This window comes from Thermoactinospora rubra (genome assembly GCF_002093975.1).
GTDB classification, from domain to species: Bacteria; Actinomycetota; Actinomycetes; order Streptosporangiales; family Streptosporangiaceae; genus Nonomuraea; species Nonomuraea rubra_A.
Genome location: NZ_MSZZ01000044.1, coordinates 72,208 through 93,796 on the forward strand (window position 1 = coordinate 72,208; position 21,589 = coordinate 93,796).

Consider the following 21,589-nt stretch of genomic DNA (forward strand, 5'->3'; position numbering starts at 1 on the left):
TCGCGGGAAACGGCCGGCAGTGTCCCGGCGCCACCGGCCTGGGCACGACGCCCGGCCAGCCTCGCCAGAGCGGTGACCGCCGAACTGGTGGAGCGCATCGTCCGAGGCGTCCACCCGCCGGGAACCGCGTTGCCTCCCGAGCCCGCGCTGTGTGAAGCCTTCTCCGTGAGCCGCACGGTCGTCCGGGAAGCGGTGAAAGTCCTGCAGGAGAAGGGGCTGGTGCAGGTCCGCCAGGGCGCCGGCACCATGGTGACCCCACCGACCATGTGGGACATGCTCGACGAGCTCGTCCTGGCCGCGACCATCGCCGAGGACGAGAGCCTGACGATTCTCGACGACCTCGTCGTCACGCGGCGGCTGCTGGAGTCCGACATGGCGCACGTCGCCGCCCGCATGGCCGGGCCGGACACCGTGGAGCGGCTGCGAGCGCTCGTGGATCGGATGGACGAGCTCGTGGACGATCCGGTCACCTATGCTGAAAGCGACCGCGCCTTCCACGACACGATCATGCAGACGTCAGGGAACCGCATCGCTCGTGGCGTCGTGCGGTCTCTGGAGAACCACGTCATCAACACCGCCCGGTACATGGGCCGGACCGAGCGGTCCCTGTGCGTGGCGTCGAACCTCGGCCACCGCCGCATCTACGAACGCATCGCCGCCCATGATCCGGAAGGCGCCGCCGCGGCGATGTTCAACCACATAACCGAGGCCTGGATCGTCCGCCGCAGCGGAACGGCCGACCCCGTACGGCTACGGCGGTAACGCCGACCCTGAAAGTTTCACGCCGGCACGTCGGCGGCGACCATGGCCGATCCCCTGGCCAGACGAAGGGATGACGGAACGCGTCGAGCGAGCGCTCGCGACGACGCAGTGGCCGGACCTTGACAGGCCTTGTCACGATCGTATTTGCTCCGCTGCACCATCGCCTCCAGCCCCCAGCGGCCTTGTGCGGGGATGCCTGTCGACCGAGTGGCGATCGGGTGCGGGGCGACCTCGGAACTCATGAGGAGGTCTTCACGGCGACCCTTTGTGAACGCTAACACTGCAGGTCTTCAAGATCACGAGAACGGCACAGGTATCTCCATGATGTCGAGACTTCGATCCCTCCTCACCGCCATCGTGTCCACGGCACTGCTCGGCGTTCTGGGCACGGCGCAGACGGCGCTGGGCGACAGCGCGACCCCGTCTCCCGCGAACCAGAGCACGCTCGCGGCCACGGCGGGATGTGGCAAGACCCCGACGCTGAGAAGCGGTACGCAGTGGATCACGACCAGCGGGAAAAATCGTAGCTACATTCTGAGAATTCCGGACAACTACCACAACACCACTCCCTACCGGTTAATCTTCGGGTTCCACTGGAGGGGCGGCACCGCCAACGACGTCGACTCGGGCGGAACCAGCGGGTACCCCTGGTCCTATTACGGGCTCAGGGCCCTGTCGAACAACACCGCGATCTTCGTCGCGCCTCAGGGCATCAACAACGGCTGGGCCAACTCGGGCGGTGAGGACGTCACCTTCGTCGACGACATGATCCGGCAGATCGAGTCGGACCTCTGCGTGGACACCTCCCAGCGCTTCGCTCTGGGCTTCAGCTACGGCGGCGGCATGAGCTATGCGCTCGCGTGCGCCCGGCCGACGGTCTTCCGCGCGGTGGCGGTCTACTCCGGCGCACAGCTCAGCGGATGCAGCGGCGGCACCGAGCCCGTCGCGTACATCGGACTGCACGGCCTCAGGGACTCGGTGCTCAGCATCTCCGCGGGGCGGTCGCTGCGCGACAGATTCGTCAGGAACAACGGCTGCACGCCCCAGAACCCGCCGGAGCCGGCGCAGGGCAGCCTGACGCACATCGTCACCCACTACTCGGGGTGCCGGGCCGGGTATCCGGTCGCATGGGCGGCGTTCGACGCGGGCCACACTCCCGCTCCCGTGGACGGGACGCCCGGCGACTTTGAACCCGGCGAGAGGTCCTGGACCAGGGAAGTCGTGTGGAATTTCTTCGCCCAGTTCAGAGGCGACCCGGCTCCGACGGCGTTCGCGCTCAAGGGTGCGGGATCGGGGCGGTGCCTGGACGTCAGCGGCGCCTCGCAGGCCAACGGCGCGCAGGTGCAGATCTGGGACTGCGGCGGGCAGGCCAACCAGAGGTGGACCGCCACCGGTTCGGGTGAGCTGCGGGTCTACGGCGGCAAGTGCCTGGATGTGAGCGGGGCCGGGACGGCGGACGGCACCGCCGTGATCATCTGGGACTGCAACGGGCAGAACAACCAGAAGTGGCGCCTCAACGCCGACGGCACCATCACGGCGGTGGGCGCGAACAAGTGCCTGGATGTGGCCGGGTACGGCACCGCCAACGGCACCAGGGTGCAGATCTGGACCTGCCACGGCGGCACCAACCAGACATGGACCCGCGCCTGAGGCCATCGAGCCACAGTCGCGAGGTACTGGTCACCGCATCGGCGGGCCTTTCCCGCCGATGCGGTGGCCTCGACCCGAACGTGGCACGGAACGTGTCGAAAGTTTTCGGCCCTCCGCTTCCGCCCATCGATGAAGCATTGAGCGTTCCGTGCCGGTGTTGGCGGCGCCTGGACTTCCCCGCGGAGCAGGTACGGCTGCTGCCCATGAAGTGCTGGTGGGCCGCTCCGCCGGCGACATCGCGCTGACCGCGCGGGTCGCGGTGAGCGGTTCCGCTCCAGGGCCACGCATCGTCGACAGGCGTACCTCGGCTGCGGACTTCGACGGCCACACGGGCGTCACCCTGGTCGGCGCCAGCCGTACCGCCGGAGACGCGGTCGCTCCCGCCGGCTCCGGCCCAGCCCGCAACCCTGTTGTTCCGCTCCGGCGACCTGTCCAACGCGCTCCGGGTCGACATCGAGGCCGTCCTCCTCTCGGGGTGTCCGGCCACCGCTCCGCCTCCTGCGCGAAGGCCCAGCGGCGGACGTGGAGTGGCCTGGGAGCGTGGTGTCACCCAGGCCTGACCATGACGCGTATCTCGTGGGAGGACGCCATGGTTGCGTGATCACCTCTGCCGGGCGGCCTCCCTTCGGCTCTCGGGGTTCTCCTGTGGTGGTGGCGGCGAGTTAATACATCGGGCCCATGGGTCGTCAAGCGGTGATGATCCTCGATGCTCGGCCGATGCCGGGACGGCGCCGCTCGCACGTGCGTGCCGACCAGCGAGTTCGCAACTTACGGGCGCTCCGGATGAAATTTACACGGGATCGGCCGGCCCGCTTCCCTCCCGTCGCGCCCCGAGGACGCCTCGTCATCGCTCTGTCGCGCCAGCCTCCGCAGGATCAGGACTCGATGGATGCGGCCGAAAGTTTCATTCAAGTGTTGACATGTTTCGATTCCATTTCCACACTCAGTCTGAGGCGGTCGGCCCTGCCGATGTGGTGGTCGGTGCGGGCCGCCGGTCATGACGCCTTCGTGGTGGGTGCCTCTGTCCGAGGTGCGGCGTCGTTCACCGGGTTTCCCGCATGTCCCTCCGTCCGTGATTCAGTCTGGAGTCAGGCATGGGTATGAAGGCTTTACCCCCATCCGCGCATCAACGTTTCGGTGTTCTCCGCGGGATCATCGTGGCCGGCGCCGTCGTCGCCGTCGGTGCGGCGCTGCTGGTTACGGCTCCCGCTGACGCCGCGGCGAGTACGCTGGCCGCGGCCGCCCAGCAGACTGGGCGGTACTTCGGCACAGCCATCTCCGCGAGCAGGCTGGGCGACTCGCAGTACACGACGATCGCGAACCGCGAGTTCGACATGATCACCGCCGAGAACGAGATGAAGATCGACGCCACGGAACCCAACCGGGGGCAGTTCAACTTCAGCGCCGGCGACCGGATCTACAACTGGGCCGTGCAGAACGGCAAGCGGGTACGCGGGCACACGCTCGCCTGGCACTCCCAGCAGCCGGGCTGGATGCAGGCGCTGTCCGGCAGCAGCCTCCGCCAGGCGATGATCGACCACATCAACGGCGTGATGGCGCACTACCGAGGCAAGATCTACGCCTGGGACGTCGTCAACGAGGCCTTCGCCGACGGCAACTCCGGCGCCCGGCGCGACTCCAATCTCCAGCGGACTGGCAACGACTGGATCGAGGTGGCCTTCCGTACGGCGCGGGCCGCCGACCCGTCCGCCAAGCTGTGCTACAACGACTACAACATCGACAACTGGACCTGGGCCAAGACGCAGGCCGTCTACAACATGGTCCGCGACTTCAAGCAGCGCGGCGTGCCGATCGACTGCGTCGGCCTGCAGTCGCACTTCAACAGCAACAGCCCCTACAACAGCAACTACCGCACGACCATCCAGAGCTTCGCGGCCCTCGGCGTCGACGTGCAGATCACCGAGCTCGACATCCAGGGCGGATCGGCGACCACCTACGCCAACGTGGTCAACGACTGCCTGGCGGTGCCGCGGTGCACCGGCATCACCGTGTGGGGCGTCCGCGACACCGATTCGTGGCTGGGGGCGAGCGCCAGCGCGCTGCTGTTCGACGGGAACGGCAACAAGAAGCCCGCGTACACCGCCGTCCTGAACGCACTCAACAACGCGAACCCCTCGCCCACGCCCACGCCCACGAACCCCGGTGGCGCGGGACAGATCCGGGGCGTGGCATCGGGACGGTGCGTGGACGTGCCGAACTCCAGCACCGCCGACGGCACGCAGGTCCAGCTGTGGGACTGCCACAGCGGCACCAACCAGCAGTGGTCCTACACCTCCGCACAGGAGATCCGCGTCTACGGCAACAAGTGCCTGGACGCCGGCGGCAGCGGCAACGGCGCCAGGGTGCAGATCTACTCCTGCTGGGGCGGCGACAACCAGAAGTGGCGCCTCAACTCGGACGGCTCCATCGTCGGAGTCCAGTCGGGTCTGTGCCTCGACGCCGTGAACAACGGCACCGGCAACGGGACCCAGCTCCAGATCTACTCCTGCTGGGGCGGCAACAACCAGAAGTGGACCTGGAACCGGAGCTAGGAGGCTGGATCATGAGACGGCACCTGCGGGTGCCGATCGGGTCCGGGACGGTGATCGCCACAGTGGCCGTCGTGGTGATCACCGTCCTGGCCGGTCTCCTCGCCCTGGCGCCCAGGGCGAGGGCGGCGACGTTGACCCAGATCGGCGACTTCGGAGCCAACCCCGGCAACATCCAGATGTACCTCTACGTACCTGACAACGCGGCCCCGCGTCCCGGGATCCTGGTGGCGATGCACGGCTGCAACGGCCGGGCGGTCGACTTCCACCGGCAGACCGAGTTCGCGTCCCTGGCCGACCGGTACGGCTTCGTCGTCATCTACCCCCAAGCCAACAAGAGCGCCAACGGCCTGTCGAACTGCTTCGACGTGTGGTCGAGCGAAGCGCTCCGGCACGGAGGCGGCAGCGACCCCGCCTCGATCGTGTCGATGGTGAACTACGTCGTACAGCGCCACAACGGTGACCCCGCGAGGGTGTTCGCCACCGGGTTCTCCTCCGGCGCGATGGAGACCGTCAACCTGCTCGCCACCTATCCCGACGTGTTCAAGGCGGGGGCGCCCTTCGCCGGCGTGCCCTTCGGCTGTCTCGGCCCGCCCGGATGCGGCGACCGGACTCCGCAGCAGTGGGGCGATCTGGTCCGCAACGCCTACCCGGGCTACACCGGTCCCCTGCCGCGGTTGATGACCTGGCACGGCACCGCGGACGACGTGCTGAACTTCAGCATGTTGCAGAAGCAGGTCGACCAGTGGACCAACGTGCACGGGGTGAGCCAGACGCCCACCTCGACCACCAGCCCGCAATCGGGCTGGACGCGGAGGGTCTACGGGTCCGGCCAGGTCGAGGCGTACACCATCAGCGGAGCCGGCCACAACCTGCCGCACCCCGGTATGGCCGTCCACGCCATCCGGTTCTTCGGCCTCGACGGCACCAGCCCCACGCCCACCCCGAGCGTCACCCCGAGCGCCACTCCAGGCGGCAACGTCCAGATCAGGGGTGCCGCCTCCGGGCGCTGTGTGGACGTGCCGAACTCCAGCACCGCCGACGGCACGCAGGTCCAGCTCTGGGACTGCCACGGCGGCACCAACCAGCGGTGGACACTCACCTCGTCGCAGGAGCTACGGGGTGTCGGCGGCAAGTGCCTCGACGCGGCCGGGACGGGCAACGGGGCCAGGATCCAGATCTACTCCTGCTGGGGTGGCGCCAACCAGAAGTGGCGCGTCACCTCTGACGGGACGATCGTCGGCGTGCAGTCGGGGCTGTGCTTGGACGCCACCGGAACGGGCAACGGCACCCGTCTCCAGCTCTACTCGTGCTGGGGCGGAGCCAACCAGCGGTGGACCCTGAACGCCGCCTGATGCATTCCCTGGTTTGGGCGGTCTCTAGGCGATCGCCCAAACCAGGTATCGGGCGCGCCGCCTCGATCCCGTGGGCTGTCGACGTTGACGGCTTCGGCGGCGCTGAATCTCAGGACCAGTCTGCGCGCTTTCCCGAGAAAACGATCAGACGCGCGTCCACCGTTGGTTGGCGGCGCCGTTGCACGTCCAGATCTGGAGGGAGACGCCGTTGGCCGTGGAGTGGCTGGGGACGTCCAGGCACTTGTTCGCGCCGAGGGCGGTGATGCTTCCATCGGTGTTGAAGCGCCACTTCTGGTTGTTCTGGCCGTTGCAGTCCCAAATGATCACGCTGGTTCCGTCGGCGGTGCCGTTGTTGTTCACGTCGAGGCACTTGCTTCCGTAGACCCGCAGTTCACCGGCCGCCGTGGAGGTCCACTGCTGGTTGGTGCCACTGTGGCAGTCCCAGATCACCACCCGGGTTCCGTTGGCCTGGGAAGCTCCGGAGACGTCGAGGCATCTTCCCGACCCCACGCCCTGGATCCGGGACGCGGGATTGGGCGTTCCGCCGCTCACCCGGTACACGACGGTGCCATGGGACGGCACGCTCGCCGAGATGGTCCCGGTGGTCGAGGTGACGGCGTTCGTCCAGGCCTCACGCAGGGTGAAGGAGCTGCCGGACAGGCCGATCGCCGAGGCGGTGGTGCTGATCGTCGTCGTGCTGCCGCCCTGGTTGAACAGCGCGACCGCGACGTCGCCGTTGCTCAGCCGTTTGGCCAGGATGCGGCGGGTGCCGTCGTTGCTGATCTGGGTCGCTTGGAGGCCGAGCGGGTCCTGGTTGATGGCGATCAGGTTCTGGTTCTTCATGATCGCGGCGGTCGCGGCGTCCATGTTCCGCATGTCGTTGCCCGCGATCAGCGGTGCGGCCATGATGGCCCACAGGGCGAAGTGGCTGCGCATCTCGGTGTCGGTCATGCCGCCCCGGCCGACCACCATCATGTCGGGGTCGTTGAACTGCCCCAGCCTGGCGTAGCCTGCCAGGGGCACGTTGACGTTGACGATGTTCTGGATGCCCATCGGGTAACCGTTGGTCTGGCCGGAGTCCCAGACGTTGGTGATGTCCTCGGTCGTGCGCCAGATGTTGGCCACGTCACCCCAGTTCCGCTGCGGGCCGGTCTTCTCGTGGATGCTGTTGGGGTTGATGCTGTAGAGGATCGGCCGGCCGGTGGCCGCCAGGGCGTCGCGCATCTTCGCGAAGGTACGGACCTGGTCGTCGATGGTGCCGGTGGGTGAGCACCAGTCGTACTTGAGATAGTCGACGCCCCAGGCGGCGAACTGCCGGGCGTCCTGGACCTCGTGGTTGAGACTGCCGGTCGCGCCCGGGTAGGCACCGAAGTACTGGGCGCAGGTCCGGTCCAGGGGCGCCTGGTAGAGACCGAACTTCAGGCCCCTGGCGTGCAGGTAGTCGCCGAGCGCCTTCATGCCGCTCGGGAATCGCGACGGGTTGGCCTGCAGGTTGCCGGCCGAGTCGCGGGTGGGGTTGAACCAGCAGTCGTCGACGACGACGTACTGGTATCCGAGGTCGCGCATGCCGGAGCTGACGAGCGCGTCGGCAGTCTGCCGGATCAGCGTCTCGTTGATGTTGCAGCCGAAGGTGTTCCAGGTGTTCCACCCCATCGGCGGGGTGCGGCCCACGCCGTTGTCCAGCGCTTGGGCTTGGGTGGCGGGGGTGAGCGCCATGGTCAGGGCCACCATGGTCAGCAGCGCTCGGGTTCGTTTCCTGCTCATGGAGATCGCTCCTCGGCGAACGGAGATCGCTTCTCAGCGAATGGAGATCGCCCCTCGGCGAACGGAGATCGCTTCTCAGCGGGTCGGAGGCGCGGCGGGCTCGGCCGTACACCGAGCCCGCCGTACCATCACCGCTGCAGTGTCAGCAGGCCCGGCCGGTACGGCCACAGGCCGTAGTCGCCGCCGGAGTTGGGGTCGCGTCCCTGGTAGAGCAGCTGCAGGTTGCAGGGGTCGACGGTCATGGTCTGATCGGCGCTGGTCCGGATCAGCTCGCCGTGGCTGATGTCGTTGGTCCAGGTGGCGCCGCTGTTGGCCTTGCCGGCGAAGGGGTTGCTCTCGGTGGCGGCCTGGGGTGTCCAGGTGCCGTTCAGGCTGGTGGCGGTGAACGAGCGGAAGTAGCGGCCCTGCGAGCCGATCGCCTCGACGATCATGAGATACCGGTTCTGGCCCTGGAGCTTGTAGACCTGGACGGCTTCGAACAGGTTGTTCGTCGTGTCACTCATGATCACGGTCGAGGTGCTGCCGAAGCTGCCCGGGAAGTTCCCGATGGGCATGCTGGCCCGGTAGATCTTGCCGTTGTCCCCGGCGAAGAACAGGTACATGGTCGTGCTGTCACCGATGAGCGTCTGGTCGATGGGCCCTGTGTTGGAGCCCGAGATGCTTCCGGAGAAGAGCACCTGCTCCGCTGACCAGCCATTGGGGTTGGCGGGGTCGCTGGAGGTCCGGTAGGAGAAGGCCGTCCTGCCCCACTGGTAGGCCAGCACCCAGATGTTCTTGGGGGCGAAGTAGAGGAGCGTGGGTGCGACAGTGGCGGACGACATCGCGTTCTGGCTGGCCGAGGCCATTTCCGACCAGTTGGTGAAGGGGCTGAAGTTCATCGACCCCCACCTCGTCCCCGTGTCGTGCGTCGTGGCGTAGACCAGGTGCCTGCCGTTGTAGGGGGCGACGGTGAAGTCCTTGAGCGAGACCCATCCCGGCTTGGGCTGCGCCAGCGGGCCGGTCGAGGTCCAGCGGTACGTCGACGGGAGATCGCAGCCTGGGTTGCCGCCGCCGACCTTGACGAGCTGCCACTGCTGGTTGGCGCCGCCCCAGTCGTCGTACTGCACGATCTTCGCGCCGTCGGCGGTGGAGGCGCCCTGGACCTCCAGGGCTTTGGCGCTGTGGCGGCTGATCAGCCGGACGAAGCCATCCGCCGAGTCGGCCGGCCGCCACTGCTGGTTGGCGCCGTTGTGATCGGCCCACTGCACGATGGCGGCGCCGTTGGCGGTGGACCAGTTGTAGACGTCCAGCACCTTGCCGGAGTGGCGGGACTTGATGCGGTAGTAACCGCCGCCGGAGTCGACGAACTGCCACTGCTGCTGGTTGCCGTTGTTGCGCGTCCACTGGGGGATCCGCCCGCCGTCGGCGGGCGACAGGTTGTAGACGTCCAGGGCTTTGCCGCTGTTGCGGTTGACCAGCACGTACCAGGCGTTGGTGTCGACGGTCGCCGCGTTCGCCGGTTGGGTGGCCACGAACAGGCTCACCAGCAGCGCGGCCACCGTCGCGAGGACGGTCAGGGGTTTGGTTCTCACTTCGTCTCCGATTCCATCAGGGGGTGGTGAGGTCGAAGCGGCGCACGGTCACCGCGCCGCCAAGAGCCTGGGTGGCGTAGTTGAAGATGCCGAAGCGGTAGCCCATGAAGAACTGCCAGGCGTTGTTCAACGTGAAGGCCGGGCCGAGGCTGACGAAGTTCGTGCCGTCGGTGCTGTAGGAGAAGCGGGCCTGCCTGCCCGAACCCGGCCGGATGTCGGCGTTGACCCTGAGCCAGATCCGGCCGCCGGAGATGCTCGCGCTCGCCGCCTCCGTGCCGGTGCCGGTGGTCTGCCACGAACTGTTCATGGTCAGCCCGTTGGTCATCACGACCCGGTACGCGCCGTTGTCGCGTCTGACGCCGATCCAGGCCGACTGGTCACGCAGCATCGCCAGCCCGGCGCGGTCGCCGTCGGCCATCTGGGAGTAGTCCAGCTCGATCGTCGCCGTCGACGACGGGCCCTGGATGCGGTGCGTCAAGGTGTTCCGGGCGTTGTAGAGGTCGCCCGTGACCGTGGCGGTCTGCAGGCGCAGGCCGTTGCCGGTGGAAAAGCGGCTGGTGTCGGGGTTGTGGTTCCACTCCCAGCGGTGGCCGAGGGTGGGTGAGGTGAAGGTGTCGGGCCCGATCATGGGCGCCACGGTCCGGCTGGTCTGGATGTTCGGCTTCGGGTAGTTCACGCCCCAGCCGCCGTTGACCGTCTGCACGGCCGGCCAATCGTTCGTCCACGTGATCGGCGCGAGGGCCGGGACCCGGCCGCCGGGGTAGGCGTCGACGAAGGACATGTAGTACCAGTCACCGGCCTGGGTCTGCACGAGCCCGCCCTGGTGCGGGACACCGCCGCCGGGAATGGGACCGGGCATGTCGAGCAGCACCTGGCGCATCTCGTACGGGCCCCACGGTGAGGTGGACCGGAGCACGTACTGGCCGTTGGCCGGGCGGGTGAGCCAGATGTAGTAGTAGCCGCCCCGCTTGTAGAACCGGGCGCCCTCCAGCGTGCCGACGCTCGAAGGGGTCTGGAAGACCTGCTGGGCGCGGACCTGGCTGAGGCCGTCCGAGGAGAGCTGGGCGACGCTGATCGTGCCGTTGCCGTAGGCGACGTACATGGTGTCGTTGGTGTCGATCAGCAGGCCGGCGTCGTAGTAGCAGTTGTTGATCTGCGACCGCTTGGTCCAGGTGCCGTCGACGGCGGAGGCGGTGTAGACGTAGGTGCGGTTGAACTCGACGCAGCCGATCCAGTAGTAGGTGCTGTTGCTGGGCCGGTAGTTCAGGGTCGAGGCCCAGATGCCCTTCACGTACGCCCGGCCGCCGTTCAGATCGTAGGCGCCCGAGCCGAAGTCGAGCCTCGGGACCGAGTGGCCGGCGTATTCCCAGTCGACCAGGTTGTAGGAACGCAGGATCGGCGCGCCGGGCGAGTAGTGCATCGTCGAGGCCGAGTAATAGTAGGCGTCGCCGACCCGGATGATGTCACCGTCGGCGAAGTCCTGCCAGACGACCGGGTTGGTGAAGTCGCCGCCCGGGTTCGGGCCGCCGCCGACCTTGACGAGCTGCCACTGCTGGTTGGCGCCGCCCCAGTCGTCGTACTGCACGATGTTCGCGCCGGCGGCGGTCGAGGCGCCCTGGACCTCCAGGGCCTTGGCGCTGTGGCGGCTGATCAGCCGGACGAAGCCATCCGCCGAGTCGGCCAGCCGCCACTGCTGGTTGGCGCCGTTGTGATCGGCCCACTGCACGATGGCGGCGCCATTGGCGGTGGAGAAGTTGTAGACGTCCAGCACCTTGCCGGAGTGGCGGGACTTGATGCGGTAGTAGCCGCCGCCGGAGTCGACGAACTGCCACTGCTGCTGGTTGCCGTTGTTGCGCGTCCACTGGGTGATCCGCCCGCCGTCGGCGGTCGACAGGTTGTAGACGTCCAGGGCTTTGCCGCTGTTGCGGTTGACCAGCACGTACCAGGCGTTGGTGTCGACGGTCGCCGCGCCGGCGGGCTGGGCGCTGAGGAGCGTGGCCACGAGCAGCAAGGATGAGAGGACGGCGAGCACACGTCTCAGGTGGACCGGGGGCTGGTGGCGTAACCACATCAGAAGAGCTCCTCAGGGGCGGGGGGTGAGATGACCGGTCCTGGCCGCCACGGCCGGCTACCGGCTTTCACGTGGCCGGGGCGCCAGGATTGTTAGCGATAACATCACCTTCACGACGCATCCCGGAAGGTCGGCGCCGCTGCGGATGCGCTCATCGGGTCGATCCGCACCACGTAGCCCCGGGCGCGGCAGGGGCAGATCGGGTAGGCGGACGACGGCGACGACCACCCGCTGCCAGCGGCCCCGGCACCCGGTAGCGGGTCGTGTCGGCCCGGATCCTCGGGGAGCCGTCGTCGGCATCCAGACGGATCGCGCCGATGTGATGCCGCAGGAGGCTTCCCGGCACGTTCACCGACTCGAGGGACACCCCGGTCGACTCGGCGAGGCCGGGCAGCATGCGACACGACCGGCTGTGATGGGGGGTCGAACGAGGAGGAGCGGACGCGCCCGGCGCGATCGGCGTGCCGGACGCAGGAGTCAGGAGAGTTGGACGACTTCGGCCGCACCCGGTTCGGCAGCCCCCATCGGGAGACCAGGGCGTCGCGCCCGGCGTCGCCCATTCCGGCGATCGGGCAGTGCTTGGCGTTCAGCGGTGCACCGATGTCCGCCGCCGGCCACGGGTCGAAGTCGCTGTTGACCGGGCCGAACGAGCCACCCCGCAACCGCAGGCCGTCCTCGATGGCCGGCACGAGGCCGGCGGCTGCGGCGCCCGCAACGGTCAGCGCTCCTCCGCCGATTCTCGGCTCGATGATCGGGATCATGCTTTTCCTTGGAGGTGCGCTGGCAGGCGAGTTCGTCCGGACCGGCAGGCCCCGGCCGCCAGGGCATGATGCAGGTTGCGAACTGATCGTGAGGCTCATGTCGTGGCCGTCGCGGAGCATCTCGAACGCGACGTCAGGAGTGGCCTCGCGAGGATGGCCGGTCACCGGCGATGGGCGAGCGGGCTCTGTACGCAGCCGGCGTACGAGATGGAGGGGCATCCAACACTCCTTGGTCAGGTCTCAAGGGCGACGGACCGTTGTTATCGTTAACATTCGTGGTCTCAGCTCTCCATGGCGTGTTCCCGTAGGTGCGTTGTCGCGGAGTACATCCCACGTCAGATCCGGCGTCAACGAGTCACCAACCCTCGCCGGCCTGCGCATTGCCGCTGACACGCTCACAGCCTGGACATTCGCCGTCGTGGAGATCGCCTCTCGCTGCCTGCGGCGGTGAAAATTTCACAGAAGTCAGCAGCTGCCGCCACGATGTCGCCGAACGTCGCGCTCTCCAGCACCGCGATGGCCACCCGGCCCATCACGTCCTTGACTTGCATGGCCATCTTGCCTCCTTCTCCGTTCTCAGCCTTCCGGTCCTCGCGACGGTCCGGCAGCGGCGAACGTCCCCTCCTCGGAGGGCTTAGGTCCCAGGTCAGAGAGCAGGCGGCTCATGAGACGCCTCCCGCACGGGGGTGGCCATGCCGAGTGGTGTGACGGCCTCCGGCTGCACGACGACAACCGGACACGGGGGCCAGCGCAGGCACGCCAGCAGCACCGTGCCCAGTCGTCCGTCGCCCGCCCGGTGCGCCGAGGACCCCAGGACCAGCAGGTCCGCGCCGGCGGCCGCGCGCAGCAGAACCGGCGTCGCCCGCCCGCGCACGAGGCTGGAGCCGATCTCCAGGGTGGGGTGCCGCTCGCGGGCCAGCGCCAGGGCGCGTTCGACCACCTGGCAGGCCTGGGAGAAGCCGTCCACCGGATCCGTGCGGTGGCCTCCGGCGGCATAGCAGGCGGCTTCCGGTTCGGCTCCCCAGGCGTGCACGACCACGAGTTCGCCGCCCCCGCGCGCGAGCTCGTCCGCCGTCCACAGCACCGCCGCCTCGGCCGCCGCCGAACCGTCCACGCCCACCACTTCGGCTCCCCAGGCGTGCACGACCACGAGTTCGCCGCCCCCGCGCGCGAGCTCGTCCGCCGTCCACAGCACCGCCGCCTCGGCCGCCGCCGAACCGTCCACGCCCACCACCACGCCTCGCTGCTTCATACCTCGACGGTCGCCTGGATGGCGGGCAGCGGGTGGGGGCGTTCTCCTCGGGATCACCGGGACCAACGGCCCTGCCGTCCCGTCACGAAGGCACACCGGCGCGCCGCGTGGCGTCGGGGCCACCGGGAGCGCGGCCCGGCCCATGACCGGCACGGGTGCGCAGCCTGAGCACCGCCAGCCCCGTCAGCGCGGCGACGGTGGCCGCCATGAGCGCCCCGCCGGCCAGCCCGATGACGGCGACCAGCCAGCCCGGCTGGCCCTCCTGCCACAGCGGCGTGGTCACCCCGGTGAACACCGCGAGGGCGACCAGCCACGCCCCGGCCGTCGCGGGCACCCACCACCCGGCTCCACGGACGTGGCGGCGCAGCACCCGCCACTGGAACCAGCCCATCGCGGCGAGCAGCACCAGGCCGAGGGCGACGAGCACGGCGGGGTGCCAGGTGAACACGTGGTCGCCGAGGACCACGGGCAGCGCGCCGACCGTCCAGGCGACGGCCGCGCCGCCCGCCGTGGCGCGCACCCACTCCGCGGTTCCCACAGCGGGGAGGGCGGTCCGCAGGGCGTACGCCTGGGCCATGCCGAGCACGACGCCCTCGACGGTGCCCGCCATCACCACGGCGGCGCCCTGCAGCAGCGGCCCGATGCCCCATGCCCCCAGGCCGGATCGCCCGCCACGGCCGCGCCGACGAGTGCGGGGACGGCGAAGCGGAGGACCTCACCCAGCGTGACGGCGACGACCCAGCGACGCCACAGCCGGCCGGAGTCCTCCGCGATGGGTGTCGCGGGTTGCAGACGCACGGTGACCGCCACCGCGTCCTGCAGAGCCAGGGGCAGCGTGTCACGGCCCACGCTTGCCGCCACGGCCCGCAGGGCGGCGGCCACCTCCGCCGGGTCGCGGCTCACCGTGGCGTGCCCGGCGCGGTCGATCCCACGCAGCCGGACCGCCACCCGGCCGTCGGTTTCGAGGTTGCGCCACCAGGTCCTGGACCGGCGGCTCACCACGTGAAGCGTGTCGCCCTCCTGGGCGTATCGCACGGGAATCGTGATCGGGCTGCCGCTGCGGCGTCCGGTGACCGTCAGCGCCGTCACCCACCGCGACACCAGGTCGTGCCACGGCGTGCGCAGCGCCAGCCGTACCACCGGGTCGGCCAGCCGCGTCTGCAGGCGGTCCAGCGCCCTCGCGGCGGCCATCACCGCCGCCTTCCGCCGTGGGCTCGTGGGAACCGGCCGATGGGGGATGAATCACGGGATGCGCCATGGCTCCACGGTGACGGCACGGACGGATCGCCCGTAGAGCAGTTGGTCCCTGCCGGGCGGGCCGTTCGGCCCGCCCGGGCACACGAGCGCCGTCACGGCCCGCGGGGACATGTGCATCGTCACGGCACGTCCCACTTCCGCGCGAGCTCGGCGTAGGTACCGTCCCGCTTGATCGCGGCGAGGGCCCGGTCGACGGCGGTCACCAGGTCCGGGGTGGCCTTGCTGAAGCCGATGCCCAGCGGCTGCGGCGCGTCGGGGACCTGGGCCACGATCCGCAGTCCAGGGGTCTGCCTCACGAACCACCTGGCCACCGGGTAGACCTTCATCACCGCGGTGATGCGGCCCGCGCGCAGGTCGCTCATGGCGTCCTTGATGCGGGCGAAGGGATAGACCTTCACGCCGACGATCCGGCCCTCGGCCCGCATCCTCGTCGCGACGTCGTAGTCGGTGGTGGCCGCCTGGACGCCGACCGAGGCGTCCTTCAGATCGTCGATGCCGTGGATGTCCGGACTCTTCGCGGTGTCCACGATGATGCTCAAGGTCGTGGTCATGTAGGGCCTGGACCAGGCGAGGATCTTCTCGCGCGCCGGGGTGACGGTGATGCCGCCGACGATGCAGTCATAACGGCCGTCCCGCATCTGCTGCAGGATGGTCTCCCACCGGGTGTCGACGAACCTGGGCTTCAGGCGCAGCCGCTCGGCGACCTCCTTCATCAGGTCGACCTCGAAGCCGACCCGGGCGCCGTCTTGGATGTACTCGAACGGTGGGTTGACGAAGTAGGTGCCGATGCGCAGGACCCCGGGCGTGAGAGTGTCGGGCGGGGGATCCGCCCGGGCCTGGAGACCGCCGCACACGAGGCTCATGAGCGACAGCACGACCGCGCATGCCCGCCATGCCATGGCGTCACCTGCTTCCCCGCGGTGCGGCCAGGCCGCAACCGGACGAACCCCATCACGTGACCGGCGCCCCCGGGTGACGGCTTCATCAGCGCAAGGTTAACTCTCGTCCTGACTCCCGGTGAACCGCCCCCGATCGCGGCTCTCACGGTCACCGCTGTGATGAGACCGCAGGCCGTCCGCGCGAGCCGCCGATCGCCTTTTGCGGCTCGCCTTTTACGGCGGCCCCTCATAGCCGGCGGGCGGCGTCCTGCCCGTGAAGGGTGCGACGGGGAGGGGACGGTCGGTGAGGAACGCGGCGATGACGTCGAGCACCGCCGTGCGCCCGCCGTGGTAGACGTTGTGGCCGGCGCCGGGCATGTAGATCAGGCGCGCGTTCGGGAGCAGGTCCCGGTAGGCCGTCGCGGAGCGCCAGGACAGGTAGTCGCACGAGCCCTTGACGATGAGGGCGGGTGTGGGCAGGCCGGCCAGCGCCGGGCGCGGGTCGCCGGGGCGCGGGGCGGTCGCCGACTGCGGGTACTGCATCGCGTAGAAGCCGGTGCCCCGGACCGGCCGCTCAGGCGGCTCCGCGCCCCGGCAGTGCAGCGCCGGCTGGGCAAGGCCCACCACGGTGTCATTGCGGGCGTCGGCCTCGGCGTCGGGCATGAACGCGTGCGCCGCCGACGGGTTGACCTGCAGCAGGAAGTACGCCAGCAGCGGGCGGGGCGCGAGCAGTTCGGCAGACAGCTCGGCCTTCCGCGCCGGGTCGAGGCGGCCGCTGACGAGGGTGGCGCTGGTGTCGGCGGGGTCCACGGGCCCGGGCGAGGTCAGCACCAGCTTGGCGACCCGGCCGGGATGGGCGGCGAGGTAGCGTGCGGCGATCTCGCCGCCGTAGGAGTGGCCGAGCAGCACGACCCTGTCCAGCCCCAGCCGCTCGCGCAGGCCTTCCAGGTCGGCCACGTCGCGTTCGCGGGTGTAGCCGCGCGGGTCGGCCAGGCGCGCAGAGCCGTCGGTGCCCAGCTGGGCGTAGAGGTAGACGTCGAATCCCCGGCCGGTGAGGGCGGCCAGCGAGCGGGCGTTCTCCTCCAGTTCGGGCACGCCGGGGCCGCCGTGGACCACGATGATCGGCGGGCGCCGCGTCGTGGTGCGTGCGGGCAGCTTGACCACGGTGAGCCGGGATCCGGTGGCCAGCCGTACCTGGAAGGCACCCGGTACGGCGATGCCCGACGGCGGGGATGCCGGCCGCGGCACGAGGGCGGCCCAGGCGAACACCGCGGCCGGCAGGAGCGAACCGGCCGCGAACATGGCCCACCGCGCCGCGCGCCGCCGCGCCGCCGATATCCGCCTGGCCGCGACCAGCGCCGTGCCGGCGTAGCCCACGGCCAGGAACGCCCCCATGCCGGCGCCCACGAACAGCGCCGGTGTGGCGGTGACCTTCGCGACCGCCATCAGCAGGGCCAGGCCGCACACCGAGGCCACCAGCGTCACAGCGACCACGGCCAAGCCTGTCACCAGCCGCGACCGGCGCCGGCCGGTGGCACGCCGACTCCCCTCCATCACGGGCCCCAGTCAACCCGGGCATCGACGGCCCACGCCCCAGGGGAACACCTGAATCTCCCCTGACCCGACCCTGAACACCCGAAGGGCGGGCTCACCGGACTCCTGTACGCCAGGGCGTTCGACGTAGACGGCCGCGCGCATCGGCGAGGTCTGCGGCGTCCGGGCCTACGCCACCGACGCCTGGGTGGACTCATCGACAAGGGCGCCGAAGGCAAGCGCGCCGGAGGGCGCCGATCATCGAGGAGATCCGTGAGCCGGCGTCTTGCCGCCGTCCAGGATGACCCGGACGCCCGCCCGTTCAGCGGACCCCGCGGTTCTCCGGCACGCCACGCACTGGGACGAGGCCGTCACCAAGCTCGGCTACGAGCATCTGCGCCGCCATGATCTTCGCCGCGCCGACCTTGACTCCATTACCGACGCCGACCGGCCTTGTGCATCAGTCGGGAGGGCAGGATTTGAACCTGCGACCCCTTGACCCCCCAGTCACCTTTGAAGATCGCAGGAGCACTGCGAATTTGCGGCTCGACCTGCACGACGCTCCATGGATGTGCTTGGCTGTCCGGCGCCTTCCAGGGCGGTTGTCACCCAGTTAGTCATCCGTCATCGGGTTGCCGTTGGCGGGTGACAGCGGCCGTGCCGGTGCCGTACAGAACTCGCGGTAAGCCTCGCGAAGCTCGCTCGCCTCGGGCAAGCGTCTCGCCTCCACCGCGTTGATCACCTCACCCGCCCGCCAGTAATTCGACGGCACCAAGAGCCCGCTCGTGATGGCTGACAGCGTCACCTCGCTGGCCTCGTCGGGCTGGCCGGTGGCAATGAGCGCCAATGCCAGGTCCAGGCGGGCGGACACTGCTCGGCGGGGGCGCGGCGGACCCTCCGGCGGAGACTCCAGCCGGGCGAGCACTTGCCGGGCGTACCGCTCAGCCGCCGGGTCACCCAGCCACGACAGGGTGGTGGCGATGTACGCCTCGCTCTTGGCCGGGTCGTAGCGATAGTGGTGTTCGGGCCGGTCGGGCATCGGGAGCGCTGACACCAGCTTGGCGACGCGGTTCAGGGCGTCTCGGGTCTCCGGCCCGGCCCCCAGGCGCGCCCACGCCCGGCCTTCCTGCGCGGTCGCCTGGATGTAGGCCGAACTGCGCCGGGGAGCGAGGGCCTGGGCACCCTGCGACAACGTGATGGCTCGCTGGTAGTCGCCGACAGTCAGGACCTGCCACGCCTCCGTCTCCAGACACCAGGCCGCTATCTCAGCGTGTTCCGCCTGCTTGGCAAGCTCGGCGGCGGTCCTGAGCCGCGCGCCACCGGCCCGGAACTGGTTGAGGTCGATGTGGCAGGTCGATGCCAGCAGCGAGAGCCAGCCTCCGATCACGAGCAAGCGGCGGTGCTCCGCGAGGGTCTTCCTGGCGTCCATCAACTGGGCCACGTACGCCAGGTGCCGCCGTACGCGGCTGAGCAGTACGGCCGGTGGCGTGCGCGGGTAGGCGGTCGCGAGGTCGTCAACGGCCAGTTCCAGGCGCTCCAACGTCTCGTTGCCCACGTCGCTCGCCGCGCAGCGCCGTGCCAGTTCCAGGGCGTCGAGCTCGTCGTCTTCAGGGGCCGTGGTACTGGCTGCGGGCGCATCGGGGGTCGCGCCGAACAGTTCCTCTTCGCTCAACCCGAACACGCGGCAGTACAGCAGGCGATAGGGATCGTCCGGCTGGTGCTGCCCCGCCTCGTACGCCTTGATGCGCCGCACGATGGATTCACGTGACGGCAGGTGCGCCCTCGTTGCGCTGTCGGCTGCCTCGCACAACTGCTTGGCCATCTCGGTCTGCGACCAACACCGCTTACGCCGCTCGGCCCGAAGCCGGACCGCCCAGGCGGGCACGTTCTTGGCCGCCATGCGTCTGCCTCTCGTCGTGACGGGGGACATCACCACTATCCCCCAGTGTCCCTCAGGCGCACCTATTGGCGCAGGCCAGTCGGCGGTGTGATGGATGACAACGAGGTGAACAGCGGAACCTGCCGAAGCGCCCAATCGCCCGGCGGGTCCTTGATCAGGAATCGAGGTCCTGACCCGTGATCAAGCCTAGTGGGCACGGTTTTCCTGCTGGAGCGGATTGCCTCGCGGTGCTGACGTCTCCGGCCGTGGGCGCGGCGTCCGACTTGCAGTCTGCGCTGCGTGGTCTCGGCATCGAGGCGGATGTCACCGATGGCTACGGCCTGGCCGTGGTCTCTGTCTGGGTCGGTCTGTTGGTCTGGTGCAACGGTGAGCGGTTCTGGTGGCGGTCGGGCTGGGACGAACGGCGCAAAAGGCCGGTGTACGCCTGGCATCCCGCCTGCGATCCGGAGCGTGCCGCTCGCCGCGTCGCCTTCCGCTACCGGGATCTGCGCAGGACACGCCCGCTGGCGGCGCTGCGTCGTGGGGAGTGCGGCTGATGTACGTGCCCGCGTACGTCTCGATGTCGGTGGGCCTGCCCTCGCGGGAGTACGTCTATGCCTGCCTGGTGGCCTGGTTCAGGTCCTGCCAGGCGGCCCTGGCCAGTGAGGACGACCGTGCGGTGATCGCCCGCTACCTTGCGTCCGACGGTCTGGCCGCTTCCTCGTGAGACGGGGTGCGGTGGCACGGTCTGTCTCCCGCCGGAGCGCGGCGGCGGGGGATGCCCCCGTCCTCGTGCCATCGCACCCGCTTGCGGGGTACGGCGGCGCGGTGATCCTTTCCGTCTTCCGGGTGGCGGGAAGCATGCCGCATCCCGCGCCGCCGTACCCGTCGCGAGAGCGGGCCGGTCATCCCGCGGCCCCCTCCCTGGCGCGGTCATCGACGATCTGGGCTTCGACTCCGCGGCCAAGTACAGTCGGGTACGCCGGACCACCCGGCGCGATGTGAGAGTTGAATCGGGTGGTCCGGCACCGTGATAGTCTTTGGACCACAAGCCCGGACGAGGAGACAACCTCCTTGACCGAGGACTGACGGGACGTAGCGCAGCTTGGTTAGCGCACCAGACTGGGGGTCTGGGGGCCGCGAGTTCGAATCTCGCCGTCCCGACATACCGAAGGGGTTTGATCACCGTAACTTGGTGATCAAACCCCTCTACTATGTCGGCCATGCGAACTCTCACATCGCGCACCACCCCTACCCCAATAGGCACACCCGATATGAGCCGTCTCCGCGATGCCGCCGAAAGCATCGCTACAGCCTGGTTCCAGATCCGAGGCTTCGAAATCGACGAACCGCGGAAGCCCACCACCTACGACCTCGTGGTTCGCAAGGGCGACCTCGTCAAGACGGTCCAAGTGAAGACCACCACTTACCGAGACAACGGGAACTGGCTCGTCAACATCGGACGCCGACCCTCGAACGTCTCCAAGAGCGTGTCCCGCCTCGCCTACGTCAACGGCACCGTGGACTGGTTCTTCATCATCGACGGCGACCTGGCGATCTACCTCGTCCCCGCATCCGAAGTAGCGGGACAGGTCACTATGACCTTGAGTCACTACCAGGACTACCGCGTCGGCTCAGCCGCAAGCCTGGCCATCCAACTCTAAGAATCAAACGAGGGCCCCGATTTCGGGGCCCTCGTCACGCCTGGGCCGACACCTCGATGCTCTGCGGGTACGCCACCAGATGACGCTTGAGAAGTAAGTCCGCTCGCCCCGCTTGACGTCATAGCCTTAGCGCACATCCAAGGCGCCCGCGCACACTCGCGGGCGGGAAAGGACGGCGGCGGGTGGCACGCAGGCCGACGATCGACCGGGCGGAGCTGGCGAGGCTGGTGGCCGAGGGGCGGAGCGTGCGCGAGCTGGCCGAGCACTTCGGAGTGAGCGAGTCGGGGGTACTGCAGGCCAAGCGGGCGGCCGGGCTGGCCAAGCCGATGCTCGACCACAGCGCGGCCATCCCGTGGAAGCTGGCCAGGCGGCACGCCCAGTCCGGTCCGGCGACGAACCTGCGCAACCTGTCGGCCGTCGCCCAGGGCAGGACCCTGGCGCCGGAGAAGGTCAACACCGCGCTCCGGTGGGCGCAGCGGCTGGTCGACAACGGCCTGGACGTCGCCTACGACCCCGAGCGGGGCTTCGCCGAGGTGCCCGCCGATCCGCGCGGTTCTCACGTGGCGCAAGTGCTCGAAGCTGCGCGAAAGGCGCTACAGGCGGACTGAGTCCGCGTTTCGGACAGCGTCTCCAGGGCAGTCGC

The 21,589-nt window shown here is 69.2% G+C and carries 19 protein-coding genes and 1 tRNA gene; 9 read left to right on the plus strand and 11 right to left on the minus strand.

What is annotated here, in order from left to right; translation table 11 throughout:
- Positions 1-72: 72 nt before the first annotated feature.
- The 4 genes from BSB02_RS29945 to BSB02_RS29960 all read left to right on the plus strand — a co-directional run bounded on the left by BSB02_RS29945 (position 73) and on the right by BSB02_RS29960 (position 6,316).
- Entirely contained in the window at positions 73-762 is a 690-nt protein-coding gene (locus tag BSB02_RS29945) for a FadR/GntR family transcriptional regulator (RefSeq protein WP_240506748.1), read from the plus strand.
- Positions 763-1,083: 321 nt separating this feature from the next.
- Positions 1,084-2,412 (plus strand): RICIN domain-containing protein, encoded by a 1,329-nt coding sequence (locus BSB02_RS29950; RefSeq protein WP_240506749.1) that lies wholly within the window; start codon positions 1,084-1,086, stop codon positions 2,410-2,412.
- A 1,157-nt stretch (positions 2,413-3,569) separates the two neighbouring features.
- The gene (locus BSB02_RS29955; protein WP_240506751.1) at positions 3,570-4,964 is read left to right on the plus strand and encodes an endo-1,4-beta-xylanase; all 1,395 of its coding nucleotides are present in this window, start codon (positions 3,570-3,572) and stop codon (positions 4,962-4,964) included.
- An 11-nt stretch (positions 4,965-4,975) separates the two neighbouring features.
- Positions 4,976-6,316 carry an extracellular catalytic domain type 1 short-chain-length polyhydroxyalkanoate depolymerase gene (locus BSB02_RS29960; RefSeq protein WP_084963962.1) on the plus strand — a complete coding sequence of 447 codons (1,341 nt, stop codon included), beginning with the start codon at positions 4,976-4,978 and terminating at the stop codon, positions 6,314-6,316.
- A gap of 144 nt (positions 6,317-6,460) precedes the next feature.
- Here the strand turns inward: BSB02_RS29960 and BSB02_RS29965 are convergent, their stop codons facing one another.
- The 11 genes from BSB02_RS29965 to BSB02_RS30010 form a co-directional block, all read right to left on the minus strand.
- Positions 6,461-8,080 carry a glycoside hydrolase family 27 protein gene (locus BSB02_RS29965; RefSeq protein ID WP_084963964.1) on the minus strand — a complete coding sequence of 540 codons (1,620 nt, stop codon included), beginning with the start codon at positions 8,078-8,080 and terminating at the stop codon, positions 6,461-6,463.
- 128 nt (positions 8,081-8,208) lie between these two features.
- Entirely contained in the window at positions 8,209-9,618 is a 1,410-nt protein-coding gene (locus BSB02_RS29970; protein WP_206184967.1) for a non-reducing end alpha-L-arabinofuranosidase family hydrolase, read from the minus strand.
- A gap of 49 nt (positions 9,619-9,667) precedes the next feature.
- On the minus strand, positions 9,668-11,653 hold the full coding sequence (locus tag BSB02_RS29975) for an RICIN domain-containing protein (protein WP_240506755.1): 1,986 nt from the start codon (positions 11,651-11,653) through the stop codon (positions 9,668-9,670).
- A 179-nt stretch (positions 11,654-11,832) separates the two neighbouring features.
- On the minus strand, positions 11,833-12,483 hold the full coding sequence (locus tag BSB02_RS43880) for a hypothetical protein (protein ID WP_240506757.1): 651 nt from the start codon (positions 12,481-12,483) through the stop codon (positions 11,833-11,835).
- Positions 12,484-12,878: 395 nt separating this feature from the next.
- The gene (locus BSB02_RS40760; RefSeq protein ID WP_158088759.1) at positions 12,879-13,040 is read right to left on the minus strand and encodes a hypothetical protein; all 162 of its coding nucleotides are present in this window, start codon (positions 13,038-13,040) and stop codon (positions 12,879-12,881) included.
- An 89-nt stretch (positions 13,041-13,129) separates the two neighbouring features.
- Complete coding sequence (locus tag BSB02_RS29985) at positions 13,130-13,735, minus strand: universal stress protein (RefSeq protein ID WP_158088760.1); 606 nt, start codon at positions 13,733-13,735, stop codon at positions 13,130-13,132.
- Positions 13,736-13,817: 82 nt separating this feature from the next.
- Entirely contained in the window at positions 13,818-14,351 is a 534-nt protein-coding gene (locus BSB02_RS29990) for a hypothetical protein (RefSeq protein ID WP_084963973.1), read from the minus strand.
- A complete protein-coding gene (locus tag BSB02_RS29995) occupies positions 14,345-14,926 on the minus strand; it encodes a nitroreductase/quinone reductase family protein (protein WP_084963975.1) in 582 nt (193 codons plus the stop codon). Before BSB02_RS29995 ends, BSB02_RS29990 begins: the two co-directional genes overlap by 7 nt.
- Positions 14,927-15,111: 185 nt before the next feature.
- Entirely contained in the window at positions 15,112-15,891 is a 780-nt protein-coding gene (locus BSB02_RS30000; protein ID WP_084963976.1) for an ABC transporter substrate-binding protein, read from the minus strand.
- Between the two features lie 213 nt (positions 15,892-16,104).
- Positions 16,105-17,364, minus strand: a complete 1,260-nt coding sequence (locus BSB02_RS30005) for an alpha/beta hydrolase (RefSeq protein WP_240506768.1) — start codon at positions 17,362-17,364, stop codon at positions 16,105-16,107.
- Between the two features lie 652 nt (positions 17,365-18,016).
- Positions 18,017-19,303 (minus strand): helix-turn-helix domain-containing protein, encoded by a 1,287-nt coding sequence (locus BSB02_RS30010; protein WP_206184961.1) that lies wholly within the window; start codon positions 19,301-19,303, stop codon positions 18,017-18,019.
- A 176-nt stretch (positions 19,304-19,479) separates the two neighbouring features.
- Here BSB02_RS30010 and BSB02_RS30015 point away from each other — a divergent pair, with 176 nt between their 5' ends.
- The 5 genes from BSB02_RS30015 to BSB02_RS30035 all read left to right on the plus strand — a co-directional run bounded on the left by BSB02_RS30015 (position 19,480) and on the right by BSB02_RS30035 (position 21,554).
- Positions 19,480-19,839: a hypothetical protein gene (locus BSB02_RS30015; RefSeq protein ID WP_143591319.1), complete on the plus strand. Its 360-nt coding sequence runs from the start codon at positions 19,480-19,482 to the stop codon at positions 19,837-19,839.
- Positions 19,839-20,009 (plus strand): hypothetical protein, encoded by a 171-nt coding sequence (locus BSB02_RS40765; protein WP_158088762.1) that lies wholly within the window; start codon positions 19,839-19,841, stop codon positions 20,007-20,009. The genes BSB02_RS30015 and BSB02_RS40765 overlap by 1 nt, the downstream gene beginning before the upstream one ends.
- A gap of 362 nt (positions 20,010-20,371) precedes the next feature.
- Positions 20,372-20,446 (plus strand) — tRNA-Pro (locus BSB02_RS30025).
- A 59-nt stretch (positions 20,447-20,505) separates the two neighbouring features.
- On the plus strand, positions 20,506-20,946 hold the full coding sequence (locus tag BSB02_RS30030) for a group I intron-associated PD-(D/E)XK endonuclease (protein WP_143591321.1): 441 nt from the start codon (positions 20,506-20,508) through the stop codon (positions 20,944-20,946).
- 182 nt (positions 20,947-21,128) lie between these two features.
- Entirely contained in the window at positions 21,129-21,554 is a 426-nt protein-coding gene (locus tag BSB02_RS30035) for a helix-turn-helix domain-containing protein (protein ID WP_084963985.1), read from the plus strand.
- Positions 21,555-21,589 lie beyond the last annotated feature (35 nt).